Raw genomic sequence first — 22,757 nt, 5'->3', positions numbered from 1 at the left:
GCCTTCCACTCGACGGCAGTTGGTCTGGACCTATTGGACAGGGGCTGATGGGGGCACATCAAGAGGTGGGGCGTGGGCCGTACGGACCACGCGCGGTGGCAGGGGAGTGCGCGGGGACCCAGATTGGGGTCTCCCGGCCGCTTCAGCTCCGCGAACTGCCCGACGGTCCGCGAACTGTCCGACGAAAGGTCTCCGTCCGTGCGTACGACAACGGCCGCGCTGGTCACCGCCGCGGGGGTGGCGGCCCTGCTCGCTCCCGCCACGACCGGCAGCGCGAAGGAACTCCCGGGCAGGGACCGGGTGTCGGCGGCTCCCGCCGCAGGGGCGCCGGTCCGCGCCGCCGACCTCCTCGCCGAGCTGCGCTCGTGCCGGCAGATCTCGCACGGCAAGTACCGCCGCGACGCCGGGGCCCTCGCCACCGTCCCGGTGTGCGCCAAGCGCGGCGCCGTGTTCTGGAAGGCCGACATGGACATCGACTGCGACGGCCGGCCCAGTCGCGCCTGCAACCGGCGCACCGACCCGCTCTTCCTGCCCACCACGAGCTTCCAGCAGACGGACGGCCGCCAGCTGAGCTCCCAGGCCCTGCCGTACGTGGTCGTGCCGGGCGCGAGCCGCCGCTGGAACCACGCGAAGCACGGCATCACGGGCGGCACGGCCGTCGCCGTGATCCACCGCGGCCGGGTCCGGTACGCCGTCGTCGGCGACACCGGGCCGAAGGACCTGATCGGCGAGGCGTCGTACGCGACCGCGAAGGCGCTGGGCATCAACCCCGACCCGCGCACCGGCGGGGCGGCGGGCGGCGTGACGTACCTGCTGTTCCAGGGACCCAAGGTCGCGCCCATCGAGAGCCGTCGGGCGGCGGCCGCCCGCGGGGAGGCGCTGGCGCGGCGGTTCCTGCGGCAGAACTGAGACGGCCGCAGGCTCCAGGGGGTCACACCTTCCGGTACCCGTACGCCTCCTGCGCCGCCGCTTCCACCGCGGCGAGGTCCGCGCCCGCCGACGCCGTCACCACCGCCGCGACCGCGCCCTCCACGAACGGGGCGTCCACCAGGCGGGCGCCGTCGGGGAGTTCGCCGCCCTCGGCGATGAGCGCCTTGACCGTGAGGACGGCGCTGCCCAGGTCGGCGATGACCGCCACGCCCGCGCCCCGGTCGACGCGCCGCGCCGCCGCCGCGATGAGGTCGGAGCTGGTGCCGAGCCCGCCGTCCTCGGTGCCGCCCGCCGCGGCCACCGGCGCCGCGCCACCGCCCGCGAGGCCCGTCGCAAGGACCGCGACGGACTCGGCGACGGGGCCGCTGTGCGAGACGAGCACGATGCCCACGAGCCTGCGGTCGTCACTCACCGGAACCCTCCTCGGCGGTCGGCGCCACCGAGGCCGCCGTGTCGGCCAGCGCCTCGAACAGCAGGGCCGACGACGTGGCGCCCGGGTCCTGGTGGCCGACGCTGCGCTCGCCCAGGTAGCTCGCCCTGCCCTTGCGGGCCTGCAGCGGGACCGTCGCGAGGGCCCCCTGGCGGGCCGCCTCGCGCGCCGCGTCGAACGACATCGCGAGCGCGTCGACTCCCGGGACCAGCGCGTCCAGCATCGTCTTGTCGCCCGGCGCCGCGCCGCCGAGCTGGGCCACCGCGTCGACACCGGCCCGCAGCGCGTCGGCGAACTCGGCCTCGGTCACCTCCGCCGCGTCGCCGAGCGCCTTGCCCGTACGGCGCAGCAGCGTGCCGTACAGCGGCCCCGACGCGCCGCCGACCGTCGAGATCAACTGCCGCCCGGCGAGGGTGAGGACGGCCCCCGGCGTGTCCGGTGCCTCCTTCTCCAGCGTGGCGACGACGGCGGTGAAGCCGCGCTGCAGATTGCTGCCGTGGTCGGCGTCGCCGATCGGCGAGTCCAACTCCGTGAGCCGGTCCGCCTCGCGGTCGACGGCCGCGGCGGCCGTCACCAGCCAGCGGCGGAGGAAATCGGCGTCGAGCACTGGGTCTCCTAGTGATGGGGGTCTCGGTGGCGGCCTGGGTACGGGTGTGGGGGCGGGTCACATGCCCCAGCGCAGACCGGCCGTACGGACCGGGGCGTCCCACAGGCGCAACAGCTCCTCGTCGACGCGGCACAGCGTCACCGAGGCCCCGGCCATGTCGAGCGAGGTGACGTAGTTGCCGACGAGGGTGCGCGCGACGGACACGCCGCGCTCGCGCAGCACGCGGTGCACCTCCGCGGTGAAGCCGTACAGCTCCAGGAGCGGCGTCGCGCCCATGCCGTTGACGAGGACGAGCACCGGGTCGCGCGGGTCGAGCTCCTCCAGGACGGCGTGCACGGCGAAGTCCGCGATCTCGCCCGACGTCATCATGGGGCGCCGCTCGCGCCCCGGCTCGCCGTGGATGCCGACGCCCAGCTCCAGCTCGCCGGCGGGCAGCTCGAAGGTCGGTGAGCCCTTCGCGGGCGTGGAGCACGCGCTGAGGGCGACGCCGAAACTGCGGGAGTGGTCGTTCACGCGCCGGGCGAGGGCCTCGACGCGCTCCAGCGGCATGCCCTCCTCGGCGGCCGCACCCGCGATCTTCTCCACGAACAGGGTCGCGCCCGTGCCGCGCCGCCCGGCGGTGTAGAGGCTGTCGGTGACCGCGACGTCGTCGTTCACGAGGACCTTGGCGATCCGGATGCCCTCGTCCTCGGCGAGCTCGGCGGCCATGTCGAAGTTCAGGACGTCACCGGTGTAGTTCTTCACGACGAACAGCACGCCCGCGCCGCTGTCCACCGCGGCCGCCGCCCGCACCATCTGGTCGGGCACGGGCGAAGTGAACACCTCACCGGGACACGCGGCCGCCAGCATGCCGGGCCCCACGAATCCCCCGTGCAGCGGCTCGTGCCCCGACCCGCCGCCCGACACCAGGGCGACCTTCCCGGCCACGGGCGCGTCCGCGCGCGCGACCACACGGTTCTCGACGTCCACCGTCAGCTCGGGGTGCGCGGCCGCCATACCCCTGAGCGCGTCCGCGACCACGGTCTCCGCCACGTTGATGAGCATCCTCATGGGTACCTCCTGGTGAGCTTAACAGTGGGCCTTCGGCCTGCGTTTTTGCTGTTCAAAGGGTGTTTAGCGAGTTGTGGATCTTGGCGGATCATGGCGGTCGGAAGCGGCTTCCGGCGGTACTGATGCTGGCCCGTTGCTGACTTTGGTGACGGGGCGTCAGGCTTGTGAGGCGGTCGGACGCGGGTCGATGTGAGTGCTGCCATCGGCAGTATTGACCTTGCGGCGGCGAAGGTCACGTGTGTGGACGTTCCGCAGGGACCCACGTGCCCGTGACCGCTGTCTGTCGGCTCCATCTCGAGGCGGGCGACAATGAGGCGGCGCGGACACAAGGGCTCGGTGGGCGGCGACGGGGAGGGCGCTGCGGCGTGAAGTTCAGGAAGAGGACGCTCGAATCTCTTGGCGACCTGGTGTGCGGAAACCCCGGGTCCGGCGATCCCGGAAGCGGGTCGGAGCCGAAGTACTTCCCGTATCGCTCCAGCATGGCGGGCGCCTCGTCCGCCGGGGCCTTGCTGCTGTTCTCCGCCGCGTGGCACACCCGGCGGATCGTCCGCGTCCGCAAGGGGACATGACTCCCGCTCGTGTGCCGACGCGGTACCCATGCGGTGCCGGGCGCGCCGCGCCCGCGGTCAGGCGACGGCGGTCGCGTGCCGCCCGTGGCCGCCGGCCGAGCGCACCAGGCTTCGCAGGCTGAACGCGTGGATCACTTCCGCCAGGCCGACCGCGATCAGCCAGGCGCCGGTGAAGACCGCCAGGGTGACGATGGAGCCGATGGGCCAGGAGATGACGATGATGCCGATCCACAGGCTCGGCGGCAGCACCGAGTTGTGCAGCGAGTTCCGGAAGCAGAGCACACCCAGCATGATCGACAGCGCGCCGGAGACGATGAGCAGGGCGCGCATCCCGGCGCTGACGAAGGCGCCGAACGCGGCCACGATCTCCATCACGCCGCTGATCAGCAGGTAGATGCCGAACAGCACGCCGAGCACCAGCAGGGTCCGGCCGGGCCAGACCAACGCGACCACGCCGATCGCGATCGCGGCGAGGCCCATCAGCATCAGGGCCTGCCACGCGACCGTGCCCAGCCGCTCCAGAGGGTTACCTGCGCCGCCCCGGTGGGAGCGACCCACTTCACCTATATGTTCCACGTATTCCGTTATAGGCGAATTGTCGAAAGCTGCCGAGTCGGCTTCACCGGCGGGCCGCATCGCCGGTCTCGCCCGTCAGGGCCGACTGGACGAACACCCGGTAGCCGCGCACCGGGTCGAATCCGTGGATCTCCTTGGTGTCCAGGGCGTCCATGAAGTCGAGGATGTCCGTGCTGAACTCCTGGCCGGGTACCAGGATCGGGAAGCCGGGCGGGTACGGGGTGACGAAGATCGCCGACACCACCGGCCGACCGGCGTCGACACGGCGTCGCGCCTCGCCGGACGACACGAACTCGCACAGCTCTTCCCGGTACGCCATGTAGTAGGCCTTGCGGATGTTCCCGTCCGTCGCCGCGCCAGCGGGGTCGGCACGGAACGTGGTGTGGAACCGCGAGAAGTTCGGCAGCGGCGGGTGGTCGTGCGCGAGCGCGTCGACCTGGAGGTCGAAGGCGTGCTTCTGCTCGGGCGCCATCTGGTCGCGTGCGGCCTCCAAGTCCTCCGCGATCCCGATCAGCGCCCGCAGCAGATGCGCGACGGCGCTGCGGGTCGTGCCGATGTTCGTCATCGCCAGCACGGTGTTGCGTGTGGTCTTGTTGACCTGGATGCCCCAGCGGTCCATGAGCTGAGTGTGTTTGAAGGTGTCGCCGTCGATGCCCGTGGCGGAGATCTCGATGGTGATCCGGCAGGGGTCGAGGACGAACTCGTCGACGCCCCAGGCCTCTTCCATCGCCACCGGCCCGGCACGCACCGGGCACATGCGGCCCCAGGGCCGGTAGTGGTCCGGGATCAGGTCGCTGCTGCCGAGCACGTGGAAGTACTTCGAAAGCAGCGGGTGTCCGGCGACTCCGTCGCGCAGCGTCATGGCCAGCTCGACCTGCCGCAGTACCAGCTCGAATCCCTCCAGCTCGACCTGCCGCCGGCCGACGTCCAGCGACGCGAGGACCTGGTAGTTCGGCGAGGTCGAGGTATGCGTCATATACGCCTCGTGAAAGGCCCCTTCAGCCCGTCGGCCGAAGTCGTCGTCGTAGACGTGGATCATCGATCCCTGACGCAACGACGTCAGGGTCTTGTGCGTCGACTGCGTGGCGTATGCGCGGATCCGCACCTGGTCCGGGTCGGGGAGCAGCGGCTCGTGCACGAGCTCGTCGTCCGTCATGCCGTGGATGTGTTCGAGGTGGCGCGCGTACTCGGCTCGGTACTCCGCTGTGCCGATGCGCTCGGCGATGCGGGCCGCCGCCGCCATCGCCGTGCGCCGCCGGTACACCGGGTGGAAGCGGGCGAACGCGAACCATGCCTCGTCCCACAGGAACGCCAGGTCGGGTTTGATCGCCAGGCACTCGGTCATCACCCGCTCGACGTCGTACACGATGCCGTCGAACGTGCAGTTGGTGAGCGTGATCAAAGCGACCTGGTCGAGCCTGCCTTCGCGCCGGTAGGTGAGCAGCGTCCGCTTGATGTCGGAGAGCGGGATCGCGCCGTACATGGAGAACGCGTCGATTGTGTAGCTGTCGAGGTAGGCGACGTGGGAACCGGCCATCACCTGCGCGTAGTGGTGCGACTTGTGGCAGTTGCGGTCGACCAGGACGATGTCGCCGGGAGCCACGAGGGACTGAGTGACGATCTTGTTCGCGGTGGAGGTCCCGTTGGTCACGAAGTAGGTCCGCCTGGCGCCGAAGGCGCGAGCGGCGAGATCTTGCGCTTCCCTGATCGCGCCGTGCGGCTCGAGCAGCGAGTCGAGGCCGCCAGCGGTCGCCGAGGTTTCGGCGAGGAAGATGTTCAGGCCGTAGAAGTCGCACATGTCGTGGATCCACGGCGAGCGGACCACCGAGTTTCCCCGGGAGACCGGCAACGCGTGGAACACTCCCGTCGGCTTGCGGGAGTACTCGACGAGCGCCGAGTAGAACGGTGTCCGGTACCGCTGGGCGACCCCGCGCAGGATCGTCAGGTGCAGATCGAGCACGTCCTCCTGTTGCAGGAAGACCGCGTCGAATGCGCGCCCGACCTGCGTCGTGAGCTGTTCGATCGAGGCTTGTTCGACCAGGTAGAGGTTGAGCTCGGGCCGCACCTCGCGGACGTGGCGGGCGAGTTCGCGGGCCCGGTCCGCAGCGGTGGCGTGGTCGAGGTCCGGGATGCCGACCGGCGGCACCAGCTCCTGGAGCAACGTCAGGTCGACGGCCGACCGGGTGCGGAAGTCCGGCCTGACGACGACCGCCTGGATCCACGGATTGACCATGACCGCGACCGCCGCGTCGACGAAGCCGCGCACGGTGACGGCGTCGTAGACGAACGCGTCCTCAGGGCGGCGCAAGGCGCGCAGGCCGCTGAGGAGTTTCGTCTCCTCGGTCGCCGAGAGGTCGGCGACCACCAGCACGTCGAACCCGGAGCGCCGGTCGGGGGTGGTGGACGGCGCCGCTTCGACGTCCATCCCTTCCCTGCCTGTCACCCCGGCCGCCGAGATCGGCAGTTCGCCGATCAGGCTGCGGCCGATCCGCTCCGCCGTCCGGCTCAGTTCGAGGTACGACTCGGATGCCTGTGCGCGCAGCGTTGCCGCTACGTGCCGCCCAGGACGACTGTAGAAGTACGTGAGTACCTCGGCGTCCGCGAGATTCCGGTCGAGGGCGGCCTCCGCCTCCGCCCGCTCGGCCGGGTCGAGGGCGGGCTCCGTCAGCCTGCGCGCGCTGTCCGCGATCGACCACCAGAGATCCGTCTGCAGTTCCGCGACGCTGTTGTAGGCGGAGACTCCGTGTCCCGAACCGGCTTGACCGGTGCCCCGTGCGGCGGCGTCGGCGGGTGTCCTTGACGATCCCATGTGCATCGGCTCTCTGACCTCACGGGTTGATACGGCGATGCTAGGACTGAGGTGAGGGGGGCGCATCTCGTGCGGCATCGGGCCCGCCTGCCCGGCGGCGCCTCGGCCGGGTGGATCCTGACCGCCGCTCAGCCGCCCCCCCCGGCGGCCGGACCTCGCGGGACGGAGCGGCGGCTGGTGGGCGGTGTCGGCATAGGGGGACAATTCGGTTGATCGTCGTTGACGGGGCCGGAGGAGTCGTGAGCGAAGAGTCACCGGAAGCGGCGGACACGCCGCCCCCGAGCGTCCGCCACCGGGAATCCGTCCAGCCGGCCGCTTCGGCTGAAGCCGGCCCGCCGTATGCCACGCTTCCCGGCGCCTGGGGAGCGCTGCTGCTGGCGTGCCTGTCCTTCACTCCCTCGCTGCTCCCGCGTGGTGGTGTCCTGCAGGGGGTGATCTGCGGGATCCTCGCCGCGATCGGGTACGGGCTCGGGGTGTGTGCCGCGTGGATCTGGCGGGCCTTCGCCGACCGCGGGCCGCGTGTGGCGCGGCGGTCGTCTTGGCGGGCCTTCGGCGTCGCCGGGGTCGTTCTGCTCGGTGTTGCGTTCGGGCTCGGTCAGTACGGGCAGCACCAGATCCGCCGTCTGGTGGACGTGACGGACTACAGCCTCCCGCAGACCATCGCCTCGCTCCCGCTGGCGTTCGTGCTCTTGGGGCTGATCGTGCTGGCGGCCCGCGGGCTGCGCGGGGCCTATCGTCGGGTGGCCGGGCTGCTGCGGCGCTGGATCGGCGCGCGGGCGGCGAAGGGGGTCGGCGGGATCCTCGTGGTGGTCGCGTCCGTCCTGGTCCTCAGCGGTCTGCTGGTCGACGGCCTGGTCGCCACGGCGAACCAGGCGTTCTCGCTGCGCGACACGCAGACCGAGCAGGGGGTGCGGCGGCCGGCGACGGCCCTGCGCTCGGGCGGCCCGGGTTCGAACGTGCCGTGGGACTCGCTGGGCAGGAAGGGCCGCACCTTCGTGTCCGGCGGCCCCTCAGCCGCCCAGATCGCACGGTTCACCGGTCGCCCGACGCCGACGCCCATCCGCGCGTACGCGGGGCTCCAGACGGCTCACGACACGGAGTCCCGGGCCGCCCGCGCGGTCGCCGACCTGGAGCGCGCCGACGGGTTCCAGCGCCGGGCCCTGCTCGTCATGACGACGACCGGCAGTGGCTGGGTGGATCCCGCCGCGGTCGACAGCTTCGAGTACCTCACCGGCGGCGACTGCGCGACCGTGGCGCTCCAGTACTCCTACCTGCCGTCCTGGATGTCGTACCTCGTCGACCAGTCCAAGGCCCGCGAGGCGGGCCGCGAGCTGTTCGACGCGGTGTACGACGTGTGGTCGAAGCTCCCCGCCGACGACCGCCCCCGCCTGTACGTGGCGGGCGAGAGCCTGGGGGCGTTCGGCGCGGAGACCGCGTTCAGCGGGGAGTACGACCTGCGCAACCGCACCGCGGGCGCGCTCTTCGCTGGTCCGCCGAACTTCAGCACGCTGTTCCGGCGGTTCAGCGACCACCGCGAGTCCGGCAGCCCGGAGGTCCAGCCCGTCTACAAGGGCGGACGCACTGTGCGCTTCGCCACCGACGCCGGGGCGGACATCCCGCCGCCGGATCCGCCGTGGGAGGGCCCGCGCGTGCTGTACCTCCTGCACGCCTCCGACCCGATCGTGTGGTGGGGCCCGCACCTGATGCTCGACGAGCCGGACTGGATCGACGAGCCGCCCGGCGACGACGTGCTCAAGAGCATCTTCTGGGTCCCGTTCGTGACGTTCTGGCAGGTCACCGCCGACCTCCCGTTCGCCACCGGGGTACCCGATGGCCACGGCCACACCTACAAGGCCGACTACGTCGGCGGCTGGAACGCCGTCCTGCGCCCGGCCGGCATCACCGGGCAGGACCTCGCCCGCCTGCGGCACATCGTGGCGCGCGACGCGTGAACCCCGCCCCGCTGCCGTCCGGTTGAGCCGGGCGTCAGCCCGGTCCGCTGCCCGCCACGGCAACCGCGCGGATCTCGATGAGCAGCTCGGGCCGGGCGAGCTGGGTCACGCCGACCGCGCTCCACGAGGGATAGGGCGCGGCGATGTACTCGTCCTTCACCCGGGCGAACTCCGCGATGCCACCCCGCAGATCGGTGTGGAACGTCGTCAACTCGACGATGTCGGCCAGGCCGGCCCCCGCGGCTTCGAGGACGACCCGCACGCCGTCGAAGGCGAGGCGGGCCTGGGCGTCCATGCAGTCGGCGGGCTCCCCGGTGGTGAGGTCGATCCCGACCTGGCCGGACACCCAGATCACGCCGCCGACGCGGGTCCCCTGCGAGAAGTGCAGCGTCTCGTGCATCTCCTGCGTGGGAGGCGGGTTGACCGACTGACGCTTCAGGTCACGCGAGTTCATGGCGGACTCCCTTCGGACGACTCAGAGGACTTGGCGGAAGACGGGCGAGCGGAACGGGTCGCCCGGGTTGAGCTTCGCCATCTCGTCGACGAAGAGGATGCCGTTGCGGGCGAAGCGTTTGTGCACGTCCGGCAGCGGGCGGAACGTCGCGTCGTCACCGAAGAAGCGCAGGACCAGGGTGTGGCGCTCCGGGCAGTCCGCGTCGACCCCGGCGCCGCCGTGCAGCGAACGGGGATGGAGCGCGACGACGTCGCCGGGCCCGGTCTCCCAGGACAGGACGTCGTAGGCATCGGGGTCGGCCGCCAGCTCGCGGTCGATGTCCGGCAGGCGGGGCAGCACGCCCCCGCCGTGGAGGGGTTCGGTCGGATCGTCGGGGTCAGCGAAGGTGGTCCCGTCGTACTGGACGCCGTGCCGGGAGCCGCGGATGATCTCCAGGGCGTTCCGCTTCGGCAGCGTCTGGAAGCTGATCCACGCGTTGCCCCAGTGCTCGCCGCCCCAGGGCAGATACGCGGTGTCCTGGTGCCAGCAGGTACGGGCGCCCTGCCCGCCCGCCTTCAGGAAGATCTCCTCGGCGAAGTACCAGACGTGCCGCGAACCCCACAGCTCGGCGAACACCTCACCGAAGGGCAGCGACGACACCATCGCGTCGAGGCGGTCCTTGGCGAGCGGGTTGGCGTTGTCGACGTGCGACTGCCGCTCGGTGCCGCGGAACATCCCTGAAGCGTTCGGACCCGGGTGCTCCACCGCCCAGTCGAACGCCTCGCGGCACAGCGCCAGTTGAGCGTCGTCGAGACATCGCTCGACGAGAACGGCACCGTCGTTCCGGAACGCTTCCCGCGCTGAGTCGTGCCCGTGCATGGCGATTCCCTCCGTCGTACCACATGGCCTGTCGTACCGGATGACGCAAGGACGCTAACGACCCGCCGCAATTATCGCAACACGCGTTACGATAAATTCTGTGGCAGGATCGCGGGATGCCTATGACCCCGACACGACGAGCGAGTGACGGCGGCGACGGAGTCGAGCCGGTCGCGCGGCGCGGACGGCCGACCGGTGATCATGCCGCGCGGCGTGCGGAGTTACTGAAGGCCGCGGCGTCGTTGATCGCGCAGGAGGGCTATGCCAGCGCGTCGCTGCGCAAGGTGGCTCAGCGCGCAGGGTGTACCACTGGGGCGGTGACGTACTACTTCGCGAGCAAGGAGGAGCTGGTCGTCGCTCTGGCGGAGAGCCGGTTCGACCAGTACGACGCGATCCTGGAGGACGGCGGGGCTCAGGCCGACGTCAGGACGATGTTCGAGCGGTGGCTGGCACCGGCCGCCGCGGATCCCGAGTTCTGGCCCGTGATGTTCCAACTCCTGGCCCACGCACGGTACGAGCCGGGCTTCGCCGCCCTGATCGAGCGGCGCTACGCCCGCTTCCGCGAGGTGTACACCACCATCCTTGCGCGCGGACAGGCCCAGGGCAGTGTCCGTGACGACATCTCCGCCGACCTGCTCGCCGACCAGCTCAGCGCCATGGGCGACGGCTGGATGATGATGTTCCCCATCGAGCCCGAACGGTTCACCCCCAGCCGCCTCCAGGCCCTCGTCGACGCCGCCATCACCCTGATCACCCCCACCCCGCACAGGCGGCGGACGGGGCCCTGACAGCGAGGCCGGTCCGTCCAGGGACCCTGAGCCGCCGCCCACGCATCTCGGTCCCGCGCCGACGCCGGAGGTGGCTGATACGATCCCGCATCGCGTTCGAGAAGAGACTGGCAACGCAGGCGCCCGCCCGTACGGCTGGGGTGCAGCGCCGTGGGGTGCAGCGCAGGCAGGCCCTTCTCGACGCCGCGGAGGCGCTGCTCGCCGAGCACGGCTACCAGGCCGCCACGCTCAAGGCGATCGGCCAGCGGGCGGGTGTCCCGACCGCCTCCGTCTACCACTACTTCTCCGACCGCCATCAGGTCGAAGCCGAACTGCTGCGGCGCCAGGCGCGCGAGCTGGACGCCCTCGTCGGTGCCGCCCTGGACGCACCGGAGCTGCGCGACGCCGTCGACGCCGTTATCGACCCCGCGTTCACCTACTTCCGCCAGCACCCGAGCTGCGCCGAACTGTGGTTCCCGGGACGCCAGGAGGCGCTCGACGAACTGGTCCGCGCCTTCGACGAGGCACAGGCCGAGAAGCTCTGGCACACCCTCATCGAGCGGAACCTCGTCACCGCCGCCCCCCCGCCTCGCCCTGCAACTCGCCTTCGAGGTCGGCAACCGGCTCTTCGACACGGCGTTCCGACGCGACCCGGCCGGTGGCGACACCACGATCGCCGAGGCCAAGCGCCTCGTGACCGCCTACCTTCAGACCTACACCCCGCCAGGGCTGAAGCAGCGCGCCTGAGGCGGCACGCCTGACGCAGGCGCCCGGCCAAGAAGCCGGTCCCGCGCCTCCGCGTACGCGGGATGACCGCCCGCCCACCCCCTCGCTTTACGGCTACCGCACGCCCTGAATTCATCGCTGAGAGCAACTGCCGGCCGACGGAGAGGACACTTGCACAGTCGGGCACGCACACCCCGAGCACGAAAGTGTGAGGGTCGAAGTTGGCGTCCACGAACTCTGTCGCCGTGATGCTCGTGGATGCCTCGTCGCTACCGGCCGCACCGTCCGTGACGTACTCGGAATGCACCACAGGTGGTTGACGCTGCGCCCGCAGCTTCATGAACTCCACGGGCCCCGTGAACGCGCCTGACGCGCTTTTCCCGTCCTCCGAGACCGCGAGACGGGCCACCGCGTCGCCGTTGCCGTAGTGCGTCCCCCAGGGGGCCACGATGACCCCGCCCGGTCGGCGTCGAGATCCCGGAGCATGGAGAACACGACGCTCGGCATGGACGCGGAGCTAGTGGGAACCTCCCCGAGCTCCGTGCCGGTGTGCTCGCCGTCGTCGCACTGCGTGACGATTGGGACGTCCGCGTCGGCGTACCGGTGCCACGCTTCCGGATCGGTGGACTTCCCGACCGGCACACTGCGCGCCTTGGTCATGTCGAAAGGCCACATGAGATCCGGCAGGAATGCGGACCGTGGTACCGCCGCGTAAGCCGGTGACCAGTCCGACGGCAGAATGCCGTTCGCCATGAGCACGCGCCCCAACTCGGCACGACTGGACTCGTCCTTACTGGAATGTGCGTTCCTGGTCTGCCGAATCTAGGGTTCCGGTCACATAGAGGATCAGCAGCACGAGGAGCGTGCCCCACGTCATCAGTGCAAGGGCGCCACCCCAGAACCACCCGTCGCCAGACGTGTACTTCCAGCGCTTCATCTCCGTGCCGCCCTGAGAATCCGTGCGAGGCGCCCGGCGGTTCTCACCCCGATCACTCCGAGGTTCAGCACGAATCGGCCGTGCCGTGTGTCGGTGGCCGATGTATGCGTGTTCGTGCTGATGTCCTATTTGGTTCCCTATCTCCTGCTCACTGCCGTCGCCTTCTCGACCGCACCGCCGGAGCGGGTTCGCACCTGGGCCCGGCACACCGAGCGCGGGATCGTGCTCCAGCGGTATGTCCTCGGCACGGCGCCGGGACCGGGGGTCTGCCTCTTCATCGCTGCCGGCGCTCTCCTCGTGGTGGTGGTGTGGTTCTCCGGGCACATCAGCTCGGCGCTGCCCACGGCGGTGCGCGGGGCGACGGCTCTCGTCCTGGTGGTCGTCGCGTGGATCTCGGTGGTCGTCGCCTTCGCGGTGGCGTTCCACGCCGACGATCTCGTCGAGGGAGATGCGCCGGACGGTTGGCGCCAACGCCGTCATCGCGTTCGCCTTCAACACGATCACCGGGCCAGTGTCGTCTCGGCGCTGAACACGGCTGCCTGATGCGCCCGACTATCGGCCGGGGCTGGGTGGCACCTGATCCTCGGGTCGCGGGTGTCGTGCGAACCAGCGGGCGACCGGTTCCGCCGACACGCCGTGCAGGACGACGCTGAGCAGGACCGTCGCGGCGGTCACGTTCACCACGAAGTCCGCTTCTTCCTTCGGGAGCTGGATGTAGGCGAGGACCGCGAAGACGATCGAGGTGACGCCGCGTGGCCCGAGCCAGCCGATTGCGGCACGCTCGGCGTGGGTGAAACCTGTGCCGGTGAGCGAGGCGACCACTGGGACGAAGCGGGCCACGGTCAGCACGAGGATGCCGTAGGCGAGCACCTGGAGAGCGATCCCGTCGGCGAACGCCTCTGCGGCCAGAGCCCCGAAGGCATACCAGGCCGCCAGGGTCAGCAGGTGGCTGACATCCTGCACCAGGTCGAGGGAGCCACCGCCGATCACGGAGACGGTGTTCGCGTACCAGAGGCCCACGACAAAGGCGGCGACGAAACCGTTGCCCTCGACGAGGACGGAGGCCGCGTACGTCAGGAAGGGCAGGGCGAGGGCCGCCATGCGCAGGCCGGCGGGCTTGGCCCACCCGGACGCGAGCCCCCGGCGCACAGCCTGGGAGGCCAGGAACCCCAGCACGCTGCCGACGAGCGAGGCGTACACCGCGCCCTTGAGGGCGTTGAGGAGGAGGTCGCCGAAGGTGTCGCCTTCGGCCGAGACCAGGTTGGCGACGCAGAAGACGAAGAGCGGGGAGATCAGGCCGTCGTTGAAACCGCCCTCGACGTTGAGCGCGGCCCGCATCCGCAGCGGTACGCGCTCGTCGCGCAGGATCGTGAGCACCGGGGCCAGGTCCATGGGCATGACGACGAGGGCCGCGACCGCGAGGATCCACCAGCTCCTTCCGGGGAAGACGAGGGCGCCCGCCAGCGTGGCGAGCACGAGGGAGGCCGGCAGGGCGATACCGAGGAGTCTTCCCTCCCCGACCGGGCCCTTCAGGCGGGCGTAGTCCCGCGCCTCGGTGGCGTCGGTGAACAGCATCACCGCAAGGACGAGTTCGATGGCCCGCTGGAAGGTGTGGGTGTCCATGTCGAGCGGTACGACCGGGTGGTCCTGGCCGCTCAGGAGGATGCCGGCCGTGGCGAAGGCGATCGGGGCGGTGATGCTCCACCGTGCGAGCCGTTCGGACGCGACGGTCCACAGGAACAGCAGGGACAGCAGGACCAGGAGAGCGATCACGGCGACTCGCAGAACGGGAGTGGGGAGGGCGGGGGAGGACAGGGGGAGCCGGAAGCCGACGGCTGCATCCTCAGAGGCGAGAGGGCGGTCGTCGGCCTCGGGCACTCTGCGTGCGTCGTACTCGGCCAGGGCTTCGGGACGCCTGGGCCGGTCCTCCCGCGGGACGATCCGGGCGGAAGGGTCAGCGGCCCAGGCTCGAGAGGACCGCCTTCGCCGCGTTCTCGCCCGACGTGGCCGCGTCGGCGAGCGACGGCATGTCGAGCTGATAGTCGCCGGCCAGGTGGATGGGGCCGAGGGGGTTGCGCAGCGTCGGCAGCGATTCGCGGCCCCGTGGTGCCCAGAACGGCACCACGCGGTGGTGGCGTCGCACGATCCCCTCCCCAAGTTTCCCTTCGAGCTGGGGGTAGACCGAGAGCAGGTCCTTGGAGAACCGCGCGACGATTTCTTCATCGGAGAGCTCGAACAAGGCGTCGGCCGAGGCACCACCGGCGAAGCACGCCAGCGCGCCGCCCGGCTTCCGCGGGCCGTTCTTCCGCAGGGCGGCGGCGTGGTTGAACATCGCCTGGAAGGAGAGCTGCGGCGTGGACACGGCGAGGAGCCCGTCCCACGGCTGAGGGCCCTCCTCTTCGGTGAAGAAGCCGACGATCACGTACCGGCCGTAGTGAATGTCGTCGAACGCCTTGCAGTGCGTCTGCGGAAGCTCGGGAAGGATCCGTGACGCGACGTCGCTGGGAACCGAGACGATGGCGCGTTTCGCGCGGATCCGCGCCGGGCGGCCCGCCTTGTCGTAGTTCACAACGACACCGTCTGCGCTCTTCTCCACGGACCGTACGGTCGTCCCGAGCCGAAGGCGTTCACCGAGGTCCGTGGCCAGAACGTCGGTCAAGGTCTGATTGCCGCCGACGGGCAGGGCGAAGTTCGGCACCTTCGCCGGGTCCGTCAGGGCGATTCCGATCGACACCACGAGCTGGGTCGCCGCCGTCTCCTCAGGCTCGCACCCCATCCACTGCCCCGACCAGGACCGGACCACGGCCCGGGTCAGCTCGGAGCGGACGCCGCGCAGGAGGTCCGATGCGGGACGCCTGTCGAGCCTGGCCCGCACCTTCTTCGCCAAGCGGCTGTCCGACTGCAGGAACGGGACCGCAGAGAGGAGGCGGGCACCGACCACGGCCATGCCGACCCGGTCCATGAAACTCATGCGGGTGCGGAACATCAGGGCGAGCACGTCGGACGTGTCGACCGATACGCCGTTGAGGACGAGTGTCACACTCGTGCCGGACAAGGACCCCATCTCGATGCCGTGCCGATCGAGAGCATCGATCAACGGCCCGGTCCCCTCCGTGAACTGGGTGCCGACGTTGATCCAGTATCCGCCCTTCCGGACTGTCTCGACGCGTCCGCCCGGCCGATCCTCCGCCTCGAGTACCACGACGTCGACCTTGTCCGCGAGGGTCGTCGCCGCCATGAGGCCCGACATTCCCGCGCCGATGACCACGACGTCGCAGGGCTCATCGTCAACATGCTGTGCTGCGGCCATGACTCGCGACTCCTTGCACCTTCTGATAATCGAACTCGAATCGGGTTCGATAATACTCGAGCCGACGACTCCATGGCATCCGGGTGGCGCGCGACCGCTACGTGGCGCGGAACCGTCCTGGTTCGATCTCCGTGACCCGGCCCGCGCCGGTCAACCGGTTCAGATGCTGCACTGCTGTCCTACGCTCGACCGGCAGCACGTGGTGGCCTTCGACGTGGGGGCGGTAGACCAGACGGTGTTCGGCGATCTCGTCGACAGTCCGGGGTTCGGAGAGGAACGCGAGGAGGGTCACCTCGCGCGTCGCTGTCACGCCGACGAAAGCGTCGAGGCGCTCCGAGAACTCGGCGGCGCCCTCGATCACACCCTTCTGGTGGGCCGTGCCGTACCAGCGGGCGTCGATCTCCCGGCAGCGGCGCATGGACGCCTCGAAGTCGGCGAGGTTGCTGCCGACGTCTCCGTAGTAGGGACCGAAAGACGTCAGGTCGATGTCCGCCACGAAAAAGAAGCCGTCCGGCTCGATCAGGAAACCGCAGTGGCCCGCCGTGTGGCCGGGCAGGTGCACGACGGTCACCGTGCGCCCGCCGAGGTCGAAGACGGCGCCGTCCGCGAAACCCGTGGCCTCGGGGCGGCTCCGGACGTGGAAGCGGTCGCGCAGCATCAGGTCGGTGTGCTCGGCGGTGTCCGGAGGGAGGCCATAGCCCTCGACCATGACCGCGCGGGACCGGATCGCGGCCAGGTCTTTCATGTGGACGTGGACGGGCGTCTCGTAGTCACCCAGAGCCGCGATGTGGTCCTCGTGAGCGTGGCTCACGAGGACCAGGTCCGCGGGTGGCGCCGTTCCGACGAGCGACAGCGACGGGTCGATGACCAGCGTCTCGGCGGTCCCGCGGACGAGGACCGAGTTGGCGTACGGGTAGGCGCCTCGCTCTGCGCCGACCATGACGGTGACTCCGCCGCCGTACTCCGTTTCCGCGTACCCGGTGCTGAGCAAGGTCGAACTCCTTCATGTGCGTGCGGATCACGGTACGTCGCGTGGGTGACAGGCGTCAGCCGCGCAGTGCGGACGCGAAGATCCTTGGCAGCGCGGTCCAGCGGGGCGTGGCGGCGAAGTCGGCGAGGAGCCGGCCCGTGGTGGCCGCGGTGCGGTTGGTGACGAACCACGGGGGCTTCGGGGACAGGGTCGTCTTCCCGTGCAGGATGGCCCGGGGCGCGGGGTGGAACGGACCGCGGACGACGGTGCGTTCCGGCCCGTCGAGGAGAAGGGCGTTGTGCACGACGCCGATGCCGCTCTGTACGTCGTCGAGGGTGTGGCCCGGGTAAGCGCCCCAGGTGGCGGTCGCGGTGAGGTAGCCGACGCCGGTCCATGCGTTCAACGCGACCGTGCCGTAGCGGAGTTCGGCGATGACCTTGCCGAGTGCGCTGCCGAGTGAGCCGACGGTTCGGGGATGTGCGAGCAAGTTCACGCCGAGGGTCCCGGTCAGCCTCTCGTTCGCGGTGGCGATAGCCGCGTCGAGAAACTGCCCCATGTCGCCGGGTAGTTCCAGGACGGCGAGGACCGGTCCGAAGTACTCGGTGGTCAGGGCGGGGCCCGGATCGGCCGGGTCGAGGCCCGCGAGGAGCACTCGGCCTCCGGCGAGGCGCCGCGCGCCGGTGTACGCATCGACGGCACGTTTCACCCGGTCGTCACTGCCTGGGTAGTAGGCGGGGCGCGCCGGTGCGTCGGACAGCGCCTGCCGCAGATGGGTGAGAAAGCGGTCCTTCTGCTTCCATTCTGAGCTCATGATGACGACCTGGCTCGCCACGCAGTTGTAGCCGCCGTTGTGCAGCTTCTGGGTGGCGATGTGCTCGGCCTGGTACCGCAGGTCCGCGTCGGACCAGTCACCGGGTATCACGATGGTCGGGGACACGCCGCCCAGTTCGCTGGTGACCGGCTTGTCGAGCAACGGCGTGCCGGCCTTCTTGCGGGCGGCGCCCTGCGTGCCCGTGCCGAAGACGATCGCGTCGTGGGTCGTGGCGCTGCCGGTCATGTGGACGTGGCCGACCTTCGGATGGTTCACCAGGTAGGTGCCGACATCGGCGCCGCCGGTGAGGATCCGTACCGCGCCCAGCTCGATCAGTGGGGCCAGGACTTCGCTGAAGACGTGGAGGAGACCGTCGGTGACCGGGTTGAGTTTGAGGGCCACCACCCGGTTGTTCGCGTACAGCTCGTACAGCACGTCCAGGATCGCGATCGAGGTGATATTGCCCGCGCCGAGCACGACACCCACGCCCCGGGTCTCGGCCGGGCGGAGCAGGGCGAGGCCCGCACGCCTGCGTACCTCCTCCTCCGTGACGCCCGGGGGCATCCACACCTCGGCGCTGAAACCGTTCAGGAGCAGCCGGTCCCAGACGCTGTGCGGCAGGACGCGGACCGACACCCGCCCGCCGGGCGCCCGGCCGAAGGAGTACCCGTCGACGGGGCTGCGGCTCTCCTCCAGGGCTTCGACGCTTGCGGTGAGCGTGCCCAGGGAGGTGAGGACGGGGTACGGGCCGGTGATCCACTCCTCGCCGACCAGTGGGCTGTCCTCCGGCAGACGCTTGTACGCGGCGGCCGCGCGCACCCACTCCTCCGCGTGCCCGGCGGTCGCCGCGTGCATCCGCTTCAGGAACTCGCGCCGCTTCGCCCGGTCGCAGGCGGCCCATGCGGCCTCGCCACGGACCAGGTCGTCGACTGCCTGGTCGATCGCCCACACCTGCTCGGCGGTAGGCAGCGATGTGGCCATCAGACGGCTCCCTTGATGAGGTCGGCCGCCTTCTCCGCGGCCATGATCGTGGGCGCGTTGGTGTTTCCGCGCGGCACCGACGGGAAGGCCGAGGCGTCGACGACCCGCAGGCCCGCCACGTCGTACACGCGCAGCTCGGGATCCACCACCGCGCCGATCGCACACGTCGACGTGGGGTGGAACAGCGTCTGACCGGATCGCTGTGCCCAGTCGAGGAGGCCGGCGTCGGAGTGCGAAACCGGCACGTCGAAGGGCTCCGTGACCAGGTCGGCCACCGCCGGCCGCGCGGCGATCTCCAGCGCGATCCGGATGCCGGCGGTGATGGCGGCCCGGTCCTCGTCCGTCGTCAGGTAGTTGTGGACGATCCGGGGCGCCGCGTCCGGGCGTGGCGAACGCAGGGTCACCGCGCCACGGCTCGTCGGGGCGACCACGCACGGCCCGAAGGAGAAGCCGTGCCCGGTCGGCGTGCCGAGGCCCTCCTGGTGGAAGAGCACGGGAGCGGCGTGGAACTGCACGTCGGGGGCGCCCAGTTCGGGACGGCTGCGGAAGAACCCGCCCGCCTCGCCGACGTTGGAGGTCAGCGGGCCGCGCCCCTCGCTCTGCAGCAGCGCCGCGTTCTCGGGGCTCGCCGCGCTGATCAAGGACTCGGCGTCCGTGCGGAAGTTGAGCAACGTCATGTAGTGGTCCTGCAGGCCCTGCCCGACAGGCAGGTCGCGGACGACCTCGATGCCGAAGGCGGAAAGGGCGGCGGCCGGGCCGATACCGGAAAGCATCAGCAGCTTCGGGGACTCGTACGCCCCCGCCGACAGGATCACCTCGCGCTCGGCCCGTACGGTCTCGACGCCGCCGCCCCGCTCGATTTCGACACCCGTCGCCCGGCCGTCCTCGATCACCACGCGCCGGGCGAGGGCCGAGGAGAGCACGGTGAGGTTCGGCTGGTCGAGAGCGGGGTGCAGGTAGGCGACGGCCGTGCTGCAGCGGAGGCCGCCGCGCTGCGTCAACTGGTAGCGTCCGACACCGTCCTGGGTCTCGCCGTTGAAGTCGTCGTTGGCCTGGTGCCCGGCCTGTTCGGCGGCCCGCACGAAGGCCGTGGTGAGCGGATGCTGGGACCTGCCGTCGCTGACCGTGAGCGGTCCGCCCATCCCGTGGTAGAGGTCCTCGCCGCGTTCGTTGTCCTCCGAGCGGCGGAAGTACGGCAGCACGTCGGTGTACGACCAGCCGGTCGCCCCGGCCGCGGCCCAGCCGTCGTAGTCGGCGCGGTTGCCGCGGATGTAGATCATCGCGTTGATCGAGCTGGAGCCGCCGAACACCTTGCCCCGGGGCAGATAGGCCCGCCGTCCGCCGATGCCCGGTTCCGGGTCGGTGTCCAGGTCCCAGTCCAGGCCGGACTTGAAGAGCTGGGGGAAGGCGGCCGGGACATGGATCTCCCGCGCGGTGTCGGGGCCGCCCGCCTCGATCAGGGCGACCCGCACGTCGGGGTCCTCCGAGAGGCGCGCCGCGAGGACACAGCCCGCGGATCCGGCACCGACGATGACGTAGTCGTACAAGTTCATCCCGTCCCTTGAATGGGGGATCCGTGATGGTCCAGGACCCGTGTGAGGAAGTCGAGTTGATCGGCGAGCGCCTGCCGCTGTCCCGGTCCCGCGTACACGTCCAGATGGTCGACGGGGTACTCGCGCAGCTCCGCCCGCCGGCCGGCCTTGAGGGCGGTCCGCCGAGCCGCGTCGGGGGGCGCGATGCGATCTTCCGTGCCGATCTGCACGAGGATCGGGCAGGGCAGGCGGTCGACGAAGGTGTGGGGCTGGTTGAGACCGACCTTCAGTGCCGCGCGGGCGCGCACCTCGTTGCGGAAGGTGGGACCGGCGAAGGACGCGGAGATCTCCCGCGCGCGGGGGACTCCGATCATCGCCAGGGCGTCCGGCTCCGCGACCACGGGCACGTGATGCGGTGGCCGTGCGGTGAGGGAGCGGGCGGCGTCACACAGTCCGTGCCCCGCCAGGCGCAGCAGCCTGCCGACACCCGCGTGCCGCACGACGTGGGCCAGCGAGGCGAGGCCGTCGGTCACAGGCGTCAGTGAGACCACCGCCGCGACCCCCCTGTCCTGGGCGGCGACGACGAGGGCGTGGCCGCCCGCGTACGACACGCCCCACAGCGCGATCCGGTCCGGGTCGACGCCGGGCAGGCGACGGGCGGCCGCGAGCGCCGCGTGGTAGTCCTGCCGCTGGCGGCGGACGGAGACGTCCTGACGGGGCCTGCCGCCGGAGTCCCCGAAGCCGCGGTAGTCGAAGGCCAGCGTGTCGATCCCGGCCTCGGCGAAGCCCTCGGCGTAGTGCAGCAGGCCGCTGTCGCGGGTGCCGCCGAAGCCGTGGGCCATGACCACGCAGGGCCGCCCGCCGGGGCCGGCCAGGGCGTCGTTCGTGGCCGGCACGTGCCAGGCGGCGCAGCGGACACCCCGGCTGAGGAAGGTGATGTCGCGCTTCATCGTGCCGCCCCCGGACGGGCCCGCGCCCCCGTCGGCACCGCGCCGACGGCGGTGAACCGGAGCGCACTGTCCTCGACCGGTCCCTCGCGCAGCCGCTCCACGTCCCGCTCGTAGGCCATCTCCACCGTCCACGGGCCGCTGGTGCCCGCTCGGGGGAAGTCCCTGATGCCCCGCAGGACGTAGTTCGAGCTCAGGTCCATGTACGACACGCGTGCGACGGTCGGGTCGTCGAGGACGGGCGCGACGGTGTCGTAGCCGTGGGTGTACATGTGGTCGAGCAGCCGGCAGAAGTGCTCGCAGACCAGGTCGACCTTGAGCGTCCAGGAGAGGTTCGTGTAGCCGAGCGCGAAGACGAGGTTCGGCACGCCGGAGAGCATCATCGCCTTGTAGGCAGTGGTGTCCGAGGGCTTCGTCTCACGGCCGTCGACGCTCAGCCGGATCTTGCCGAACGGAGACATGCTGAGGCCGGTCGCGGTGACGACGACGTCTCCGGTCAGTTCCTGACCCGACTTCAATCGGATGCCGCTCTGGGTGAACCGGTCGATGTGGTCGGTGACGACCGAGGCCCGTCCGGCCGTGATCGCCTTGAACAGATCGCCGTCGGGGACCACGCACAAGCGCTGGTCCCACGGGTCGTAGCGCGGGGTGAAGTGCGTGGCGACGTCGAAGTGGCGGGGGAGTTGCCGGCGTACGTTGGCGATGAGCAGTCGGCGCATGAGGTGCGGCATGCGGCGGCTGGCCTTGTAGACGCCACGCGTGAACATGATGTTCTTGCGCCGGACGATGTGGTGCGCCCGTCGGTGGCCGACCAGCTTCCTCAGTGCGTTCGCCAGGGCGTCCTGGGCCGGGACCGAGAACACGTAGCTCGGTGAGCGCTGCAGCATGGTGATGTGGTCGGCCGTGCGAGCCATCGCGGGGATGAGCGTGATGGCCGTGGCGCCGCTGCCGATCACGATGACGCGCTTGCCGGTGTAGTCGAGGTCCGCGGGCCAGTGCTGCGGATGGACCACCGTGCCGACGAAGTCCTCGATGCCGGTGAACTCGGGTGTGAATCCCGCGTCGTGGTCGTACATGCCCGTGCCGAGGAACAGGAAGCGTGCGGTGAACCTCGCCTTCTTCCTGCTGCCGGGCTGATGGGCGGTCACGGTCCACCGGCCCGTCGCGGACGAGAACTCCGCGCTGACGACCCGCTGTCCGAACAGGATGTGCCGGGCCAGCCCGTGCTCGGAGACCGTCTGCCGCAGGTAGTCGAGGATGAGATGTCCGTCGGCGATCGACTTGCGGTGGGTCCACGGCTTGAAGCCGTAGCCGAAGGTGGGCATGTCGGAGTCGGACCGGATGCCGGGATACCGGAAGAGGTCCCAGGTGCCGCCGATGGCCTCGCGGCTCTCCAGGATCGTGAAGGAGGTGCCGGGGCGGTGGGTCCTGAGGTGGGAGGCTGCGCCGATGCCGGAGATCCCGGCGCCGATGATCAGTACGTCGACGTCCTTGGACGGGGTGGACGGCGGCGCGGTAGGGCTGGTGGTGTTCGTCACGGG

19 protein-coding genes and 2 pseudogenes are annotated in these 22,757 nt (G+C 70.6%); 6 read left to right on the top strand and 15 right to left on the bottom strand.

Translation table 11 applies throughout. The features are described 5' to 3' along the window. Positions 1 to 198: 198 nt before the first annotated feature. Complete coding sequence (locus ACFWZ5_RS01180; RefSeq protein WP_384786130.1) at positions 199 to 909, top strand: glycoside hydrolase family 75 protein; 711 nt, start codon at positions 199 to 201, stop codon at positions 907 to 909. Between the two features lie 22 nt (positions 910 to 931). Here ACFWZ5_RS01180 and ACFWZ5_RS01175 read toward each other — a convergent pair whose 3' ends face one another. From ACFWZ5_RS01175 to dhaK, 3 genes are read right to left on the bottom strand one after another with little or no spacing between them, the layout of a single operon-like run. Beyond that, positions 932 to 1,342, bottom strand: coding sequence for a PTS-dependent dihydroxyacetone kinase phosphotransferase subunit DhaM (locus ACFWZ5_RS01175; RefSeq protein WP_384786127.1), 411 nt, complete (start codon positions 1,340 to 1,342; stop codon positions 932 to 934). Beyond that, on the bottom strand, positions 1,335 to 1,967 hold the full coding sequence (gene dhaL, locus ACFWZ5_RS01170) for a dihydroxyacetone kinase subunit DhaL (RefSeq protein WP_384786124.1): 633 nt from the start codon (positions 1,965 to 1,967) through the stop codon (positions 1,335 to 1,337). Before dhaL ends, ACFWZ5_RS01175 begins: the two co-directional genes overlap by 8 nt. Before the next feature lie 57 nt (positions 1,968 to 2,024). Further along, positions 2,025 to 3,017, bottom strand: a complete 993-nt coding sequence (dhaK, locus tag ACFWZ5_RS01165) for a dihydroxyacetone kinase subunit DhaK (protein ID WP_384786121.1) — start codon at positions 3,015 to 3,017, stop codon at positions 2,025 to 2,027. Positions 3,018 to 3,382: 365 nt separating this feature from the next. On the opposite strand from dhaK, the gene ACFWZ5_RS01160 reads away from it, so the two are divergent. Next, complete coding sequence (locus tag ACFWZ5_RS01160; protein ID WP_384786118.1) at positions 3,383 to 3,586, top strand: hypothetical protein; 204 nt, start codon at positions 3,383 to 3,385, stop codon at positions 3,584 to 3,586. A 57-nt stretch (positions 3,587 to 3,643) separates the two neighbouring features. On the opposite strand, the gene ACFWZ5_RS01155 is transcribed toward ACFWZ5_RS01160, so the two are convergent. Further along, complete coding sequence (locus ACFWZ5_RS01155; protein ID WP_384786115.1) at positions 3,644 to 4,144, bottom strand: HdeD family acid-resistance protein; 501 nt, start codon at positions 4,142 to 4,144, stop codon at positions 3,644 to 3,646. A gap of 61 nt (positions 4,145 to 4,205) precedes the next feature. Next, a complete protein-coding gene (locus ACFWZ5_RS01150; RefSeq protein WP_384786112.1) occupies positions 4,206 to 6,971 on the bottom strand; it encodes an aminotransferase class I/II-fold pyridoxal phosphate-dependent enzyme in 2,766 nt (921 codons plus the stop codon). A gap of 239 nt (positions 6,972 to 7,210) precedes the next feature. Between ACFWZ5_RS01150 and ACFWZ5_RS01145 the strand changes: the two genes are divergently transcribed. Then, positions 7,211 to 8,923, top strand: a complete 1,713-nt coding sequence (locus ACFWZ5_RS01145; protein ID WP_384786109.1) for an alpha/beta hydrolase — start codon at positions 7,211 to 7,213, stop codon at positions 8,921 to 8,923. A gap of 34 nt (positions 8,924 to 8,957) precedes the next feature. On the opposite strand, the gene ACFWZ5_RS01140 is transcribed toward ACFWZ5_RS01145, so the two are convergent. Continuing rightward, positions 8,958 to 9,377, bottom strand: a complete 420-nt coding sequence (locus ACFWZ5_RS01140) for a RidA family protein (protein WP_384786106.1) — start codon at positions 9,375 to 9,377, stop codon at positions 8,958 to 8,960. Between the two features lie 21 nt (positions 9,378 to 9,398). Beyond that, a complete protein-coding gene (locus ACFWZ5_RS01135) occupies positions 9,399 to 10,235 on the bottom strand; it encodes a phytanoyl-CoA dioxygenase family protein (RefSeq protein WP_384786103.1) in 837 nt (278 codons plus the stop codon). Positions 10,236 to 10,357: 122 nt separating this feature from the next. On the opposite strand from ACFWZ5_RS01135, the gene ACFWZ5_RS01130 reads away from it, so the two are divergent. Then, on the top strand, positions 10,358 to 11,023 hold the full coding sequence (locus tag ACFWZ5_RS01130) for a TetR/AcrR family transcriptional regulator (RefSeq protein WP_384890068.1): 666 nt from the start codon (positions 10,358 to 10,360) through the stop codon (positions 11,021 to 11,023). Positions 11,024 to 11,178: 155 nt separating this feature from the next. Then, entirely contained in the window at positions 11,179 to 11,763 is a 585-nt protein-coding gene (locus ACFWZ5_RS01125) for a TetR/AcrR family transcriptional regulator (protein ID WP_384786098.1), read from the top strand. 116 nt (positions 11,764 to 11,879) lie between these two features. Here the strand turns inward: ACFWZ5_RS01125 and ACFWZ5_RS01120 are convergent. After that, positions 11,880 to 12,481: pseudogene (locus ACFWZ5_RS01120) on the bottom strand (protein-L-isoaspartate(D-aspartate) O-methyltransferase); the annotation flags it as partial. Between the two features lie 304 nt (positions 12,482 to 12,785). On the opposite strand from ACFWZ5_RS01120, the pseudogene ACFWZ5_RS01115 reads away from it, so the two are divergent. Continuing rightward, a pseudogene (locus tag ACFWZ5_RS01115) lies at positions 12,786 to 13,208 on the top strand (hypothetical protein). A 9-nt stretch (positions 13,209 to 13,217) separates the two neighbouring features. Here ACFWZ5_RS01115 and ACFWZ5_RS01110 read toward each other — a convergent pair. The 7 genes from ACFWZ5_RS01110 to ACFWZ5_RS01080 form a co-directional block, all read right to left on the bottom strand. After that, entirely contained in the window at positions 13,218 to 14,438 is a 1,221-nt protein-coding gene (locus ACFWZ5_RS01110; protein WP_384786095.1) for a cation:proton antiporter, read from the bottom strand. A 181-nt stretch (positions 14,439 to 14,619) separates the two neighbouring features. Then, entirely contained in the window at positions 14,620 to 15,975 is a 1,356-nt protein-coding gene (locus tag ACFWZ5_RS01105) for a flavin monoamine oxidase family protein (protein ID WP_384786092.1), read from the bottom strand. Between the two features lie 97 nt (positions 15,976 to 16,072). Further along, positions 16,073 to 16,966, bottom strand: coding sequence for an MBL fold metallo-hydrolase (locus ACFWZ5_RS01100; RefSeq protein ID WP_384786089.1), 894 nt, complete (start codon positions 16,964 to 16,966; stop codon positions 16,073 to 16,075). A gap of 55 nt (positions 16,967 to 17,021) precedes the next feature. After that, a complete protein-coding gene (locus ACFWZ5_RS01095; RefSeq protein ID WP_384786086.1) occupies positions 17,022 to 18,737 on the bottom strand; it encodes an aldehyde dehydrogenase family protein in 1,716 nt (571 codons plus the stop codon). Further along, positions 18,737 to 20,290, bottom strand: a complete 1,554-nt coding sequence (locus ACFWZ5_RS01090) for a GMC family oxidoreductase (RefSeq protein ID WP_384786083.1) — start codon at positions 20,288 to 20,290, stop codon at positions 18,737 to 18,739. The genes ACFWZ5_RS01095 and ACFWZ5_RS01090 overlap by 1 nt, the downstream gene beginning before the upstream one ends. Continuing rightward, the gene (locus tag ACFWZ5_RS01085; protein ID WP_384786080.1) at positions 20,287 to 21,219 is read right to left on the bottom strand and encodes an alpha/beta hydrolase; all 933 of its coding nucleotides are present in this window, start codon (positions 21,217 to 21,219) and stop codon (positions 20,287 to 20,289) included. The genes ACFWZ5_RS01090 and ACFWZ5_RS01085 overlap by 4 nt, the downstream gene beginning before the upstream one ends. Continuing rightward, positions 21,216 to 22,754, bottom strand: coding sequence for a flavin-containing monooxygenase (locus ACFWZ5_RS01080; protein WP_384890066.1), 1,539 nt, complete (start codon positions 22,752 to 22,754; stop codon positions 21,216 to 21,218). The genes ACFWZ5_RS01085 and ACFWZ5_RS01080 overlap by 4 nt, the downstream gene beginning before the upstream one ends. Positions 22,755 to 22,757: the final 3 nt, after the last annotated feature.

The organism is Streptomyces sp. NPDC059003 (assembly GCF_042740445.1).
Lineage (GTDB): Bacteria > Actinomycetota > Actinomycetes > Streptomycetales > Streptomycetaceae > Streptomyces.
This window is presented reverse-complemented; position numbering and strand designations above follow the sequence as displayed.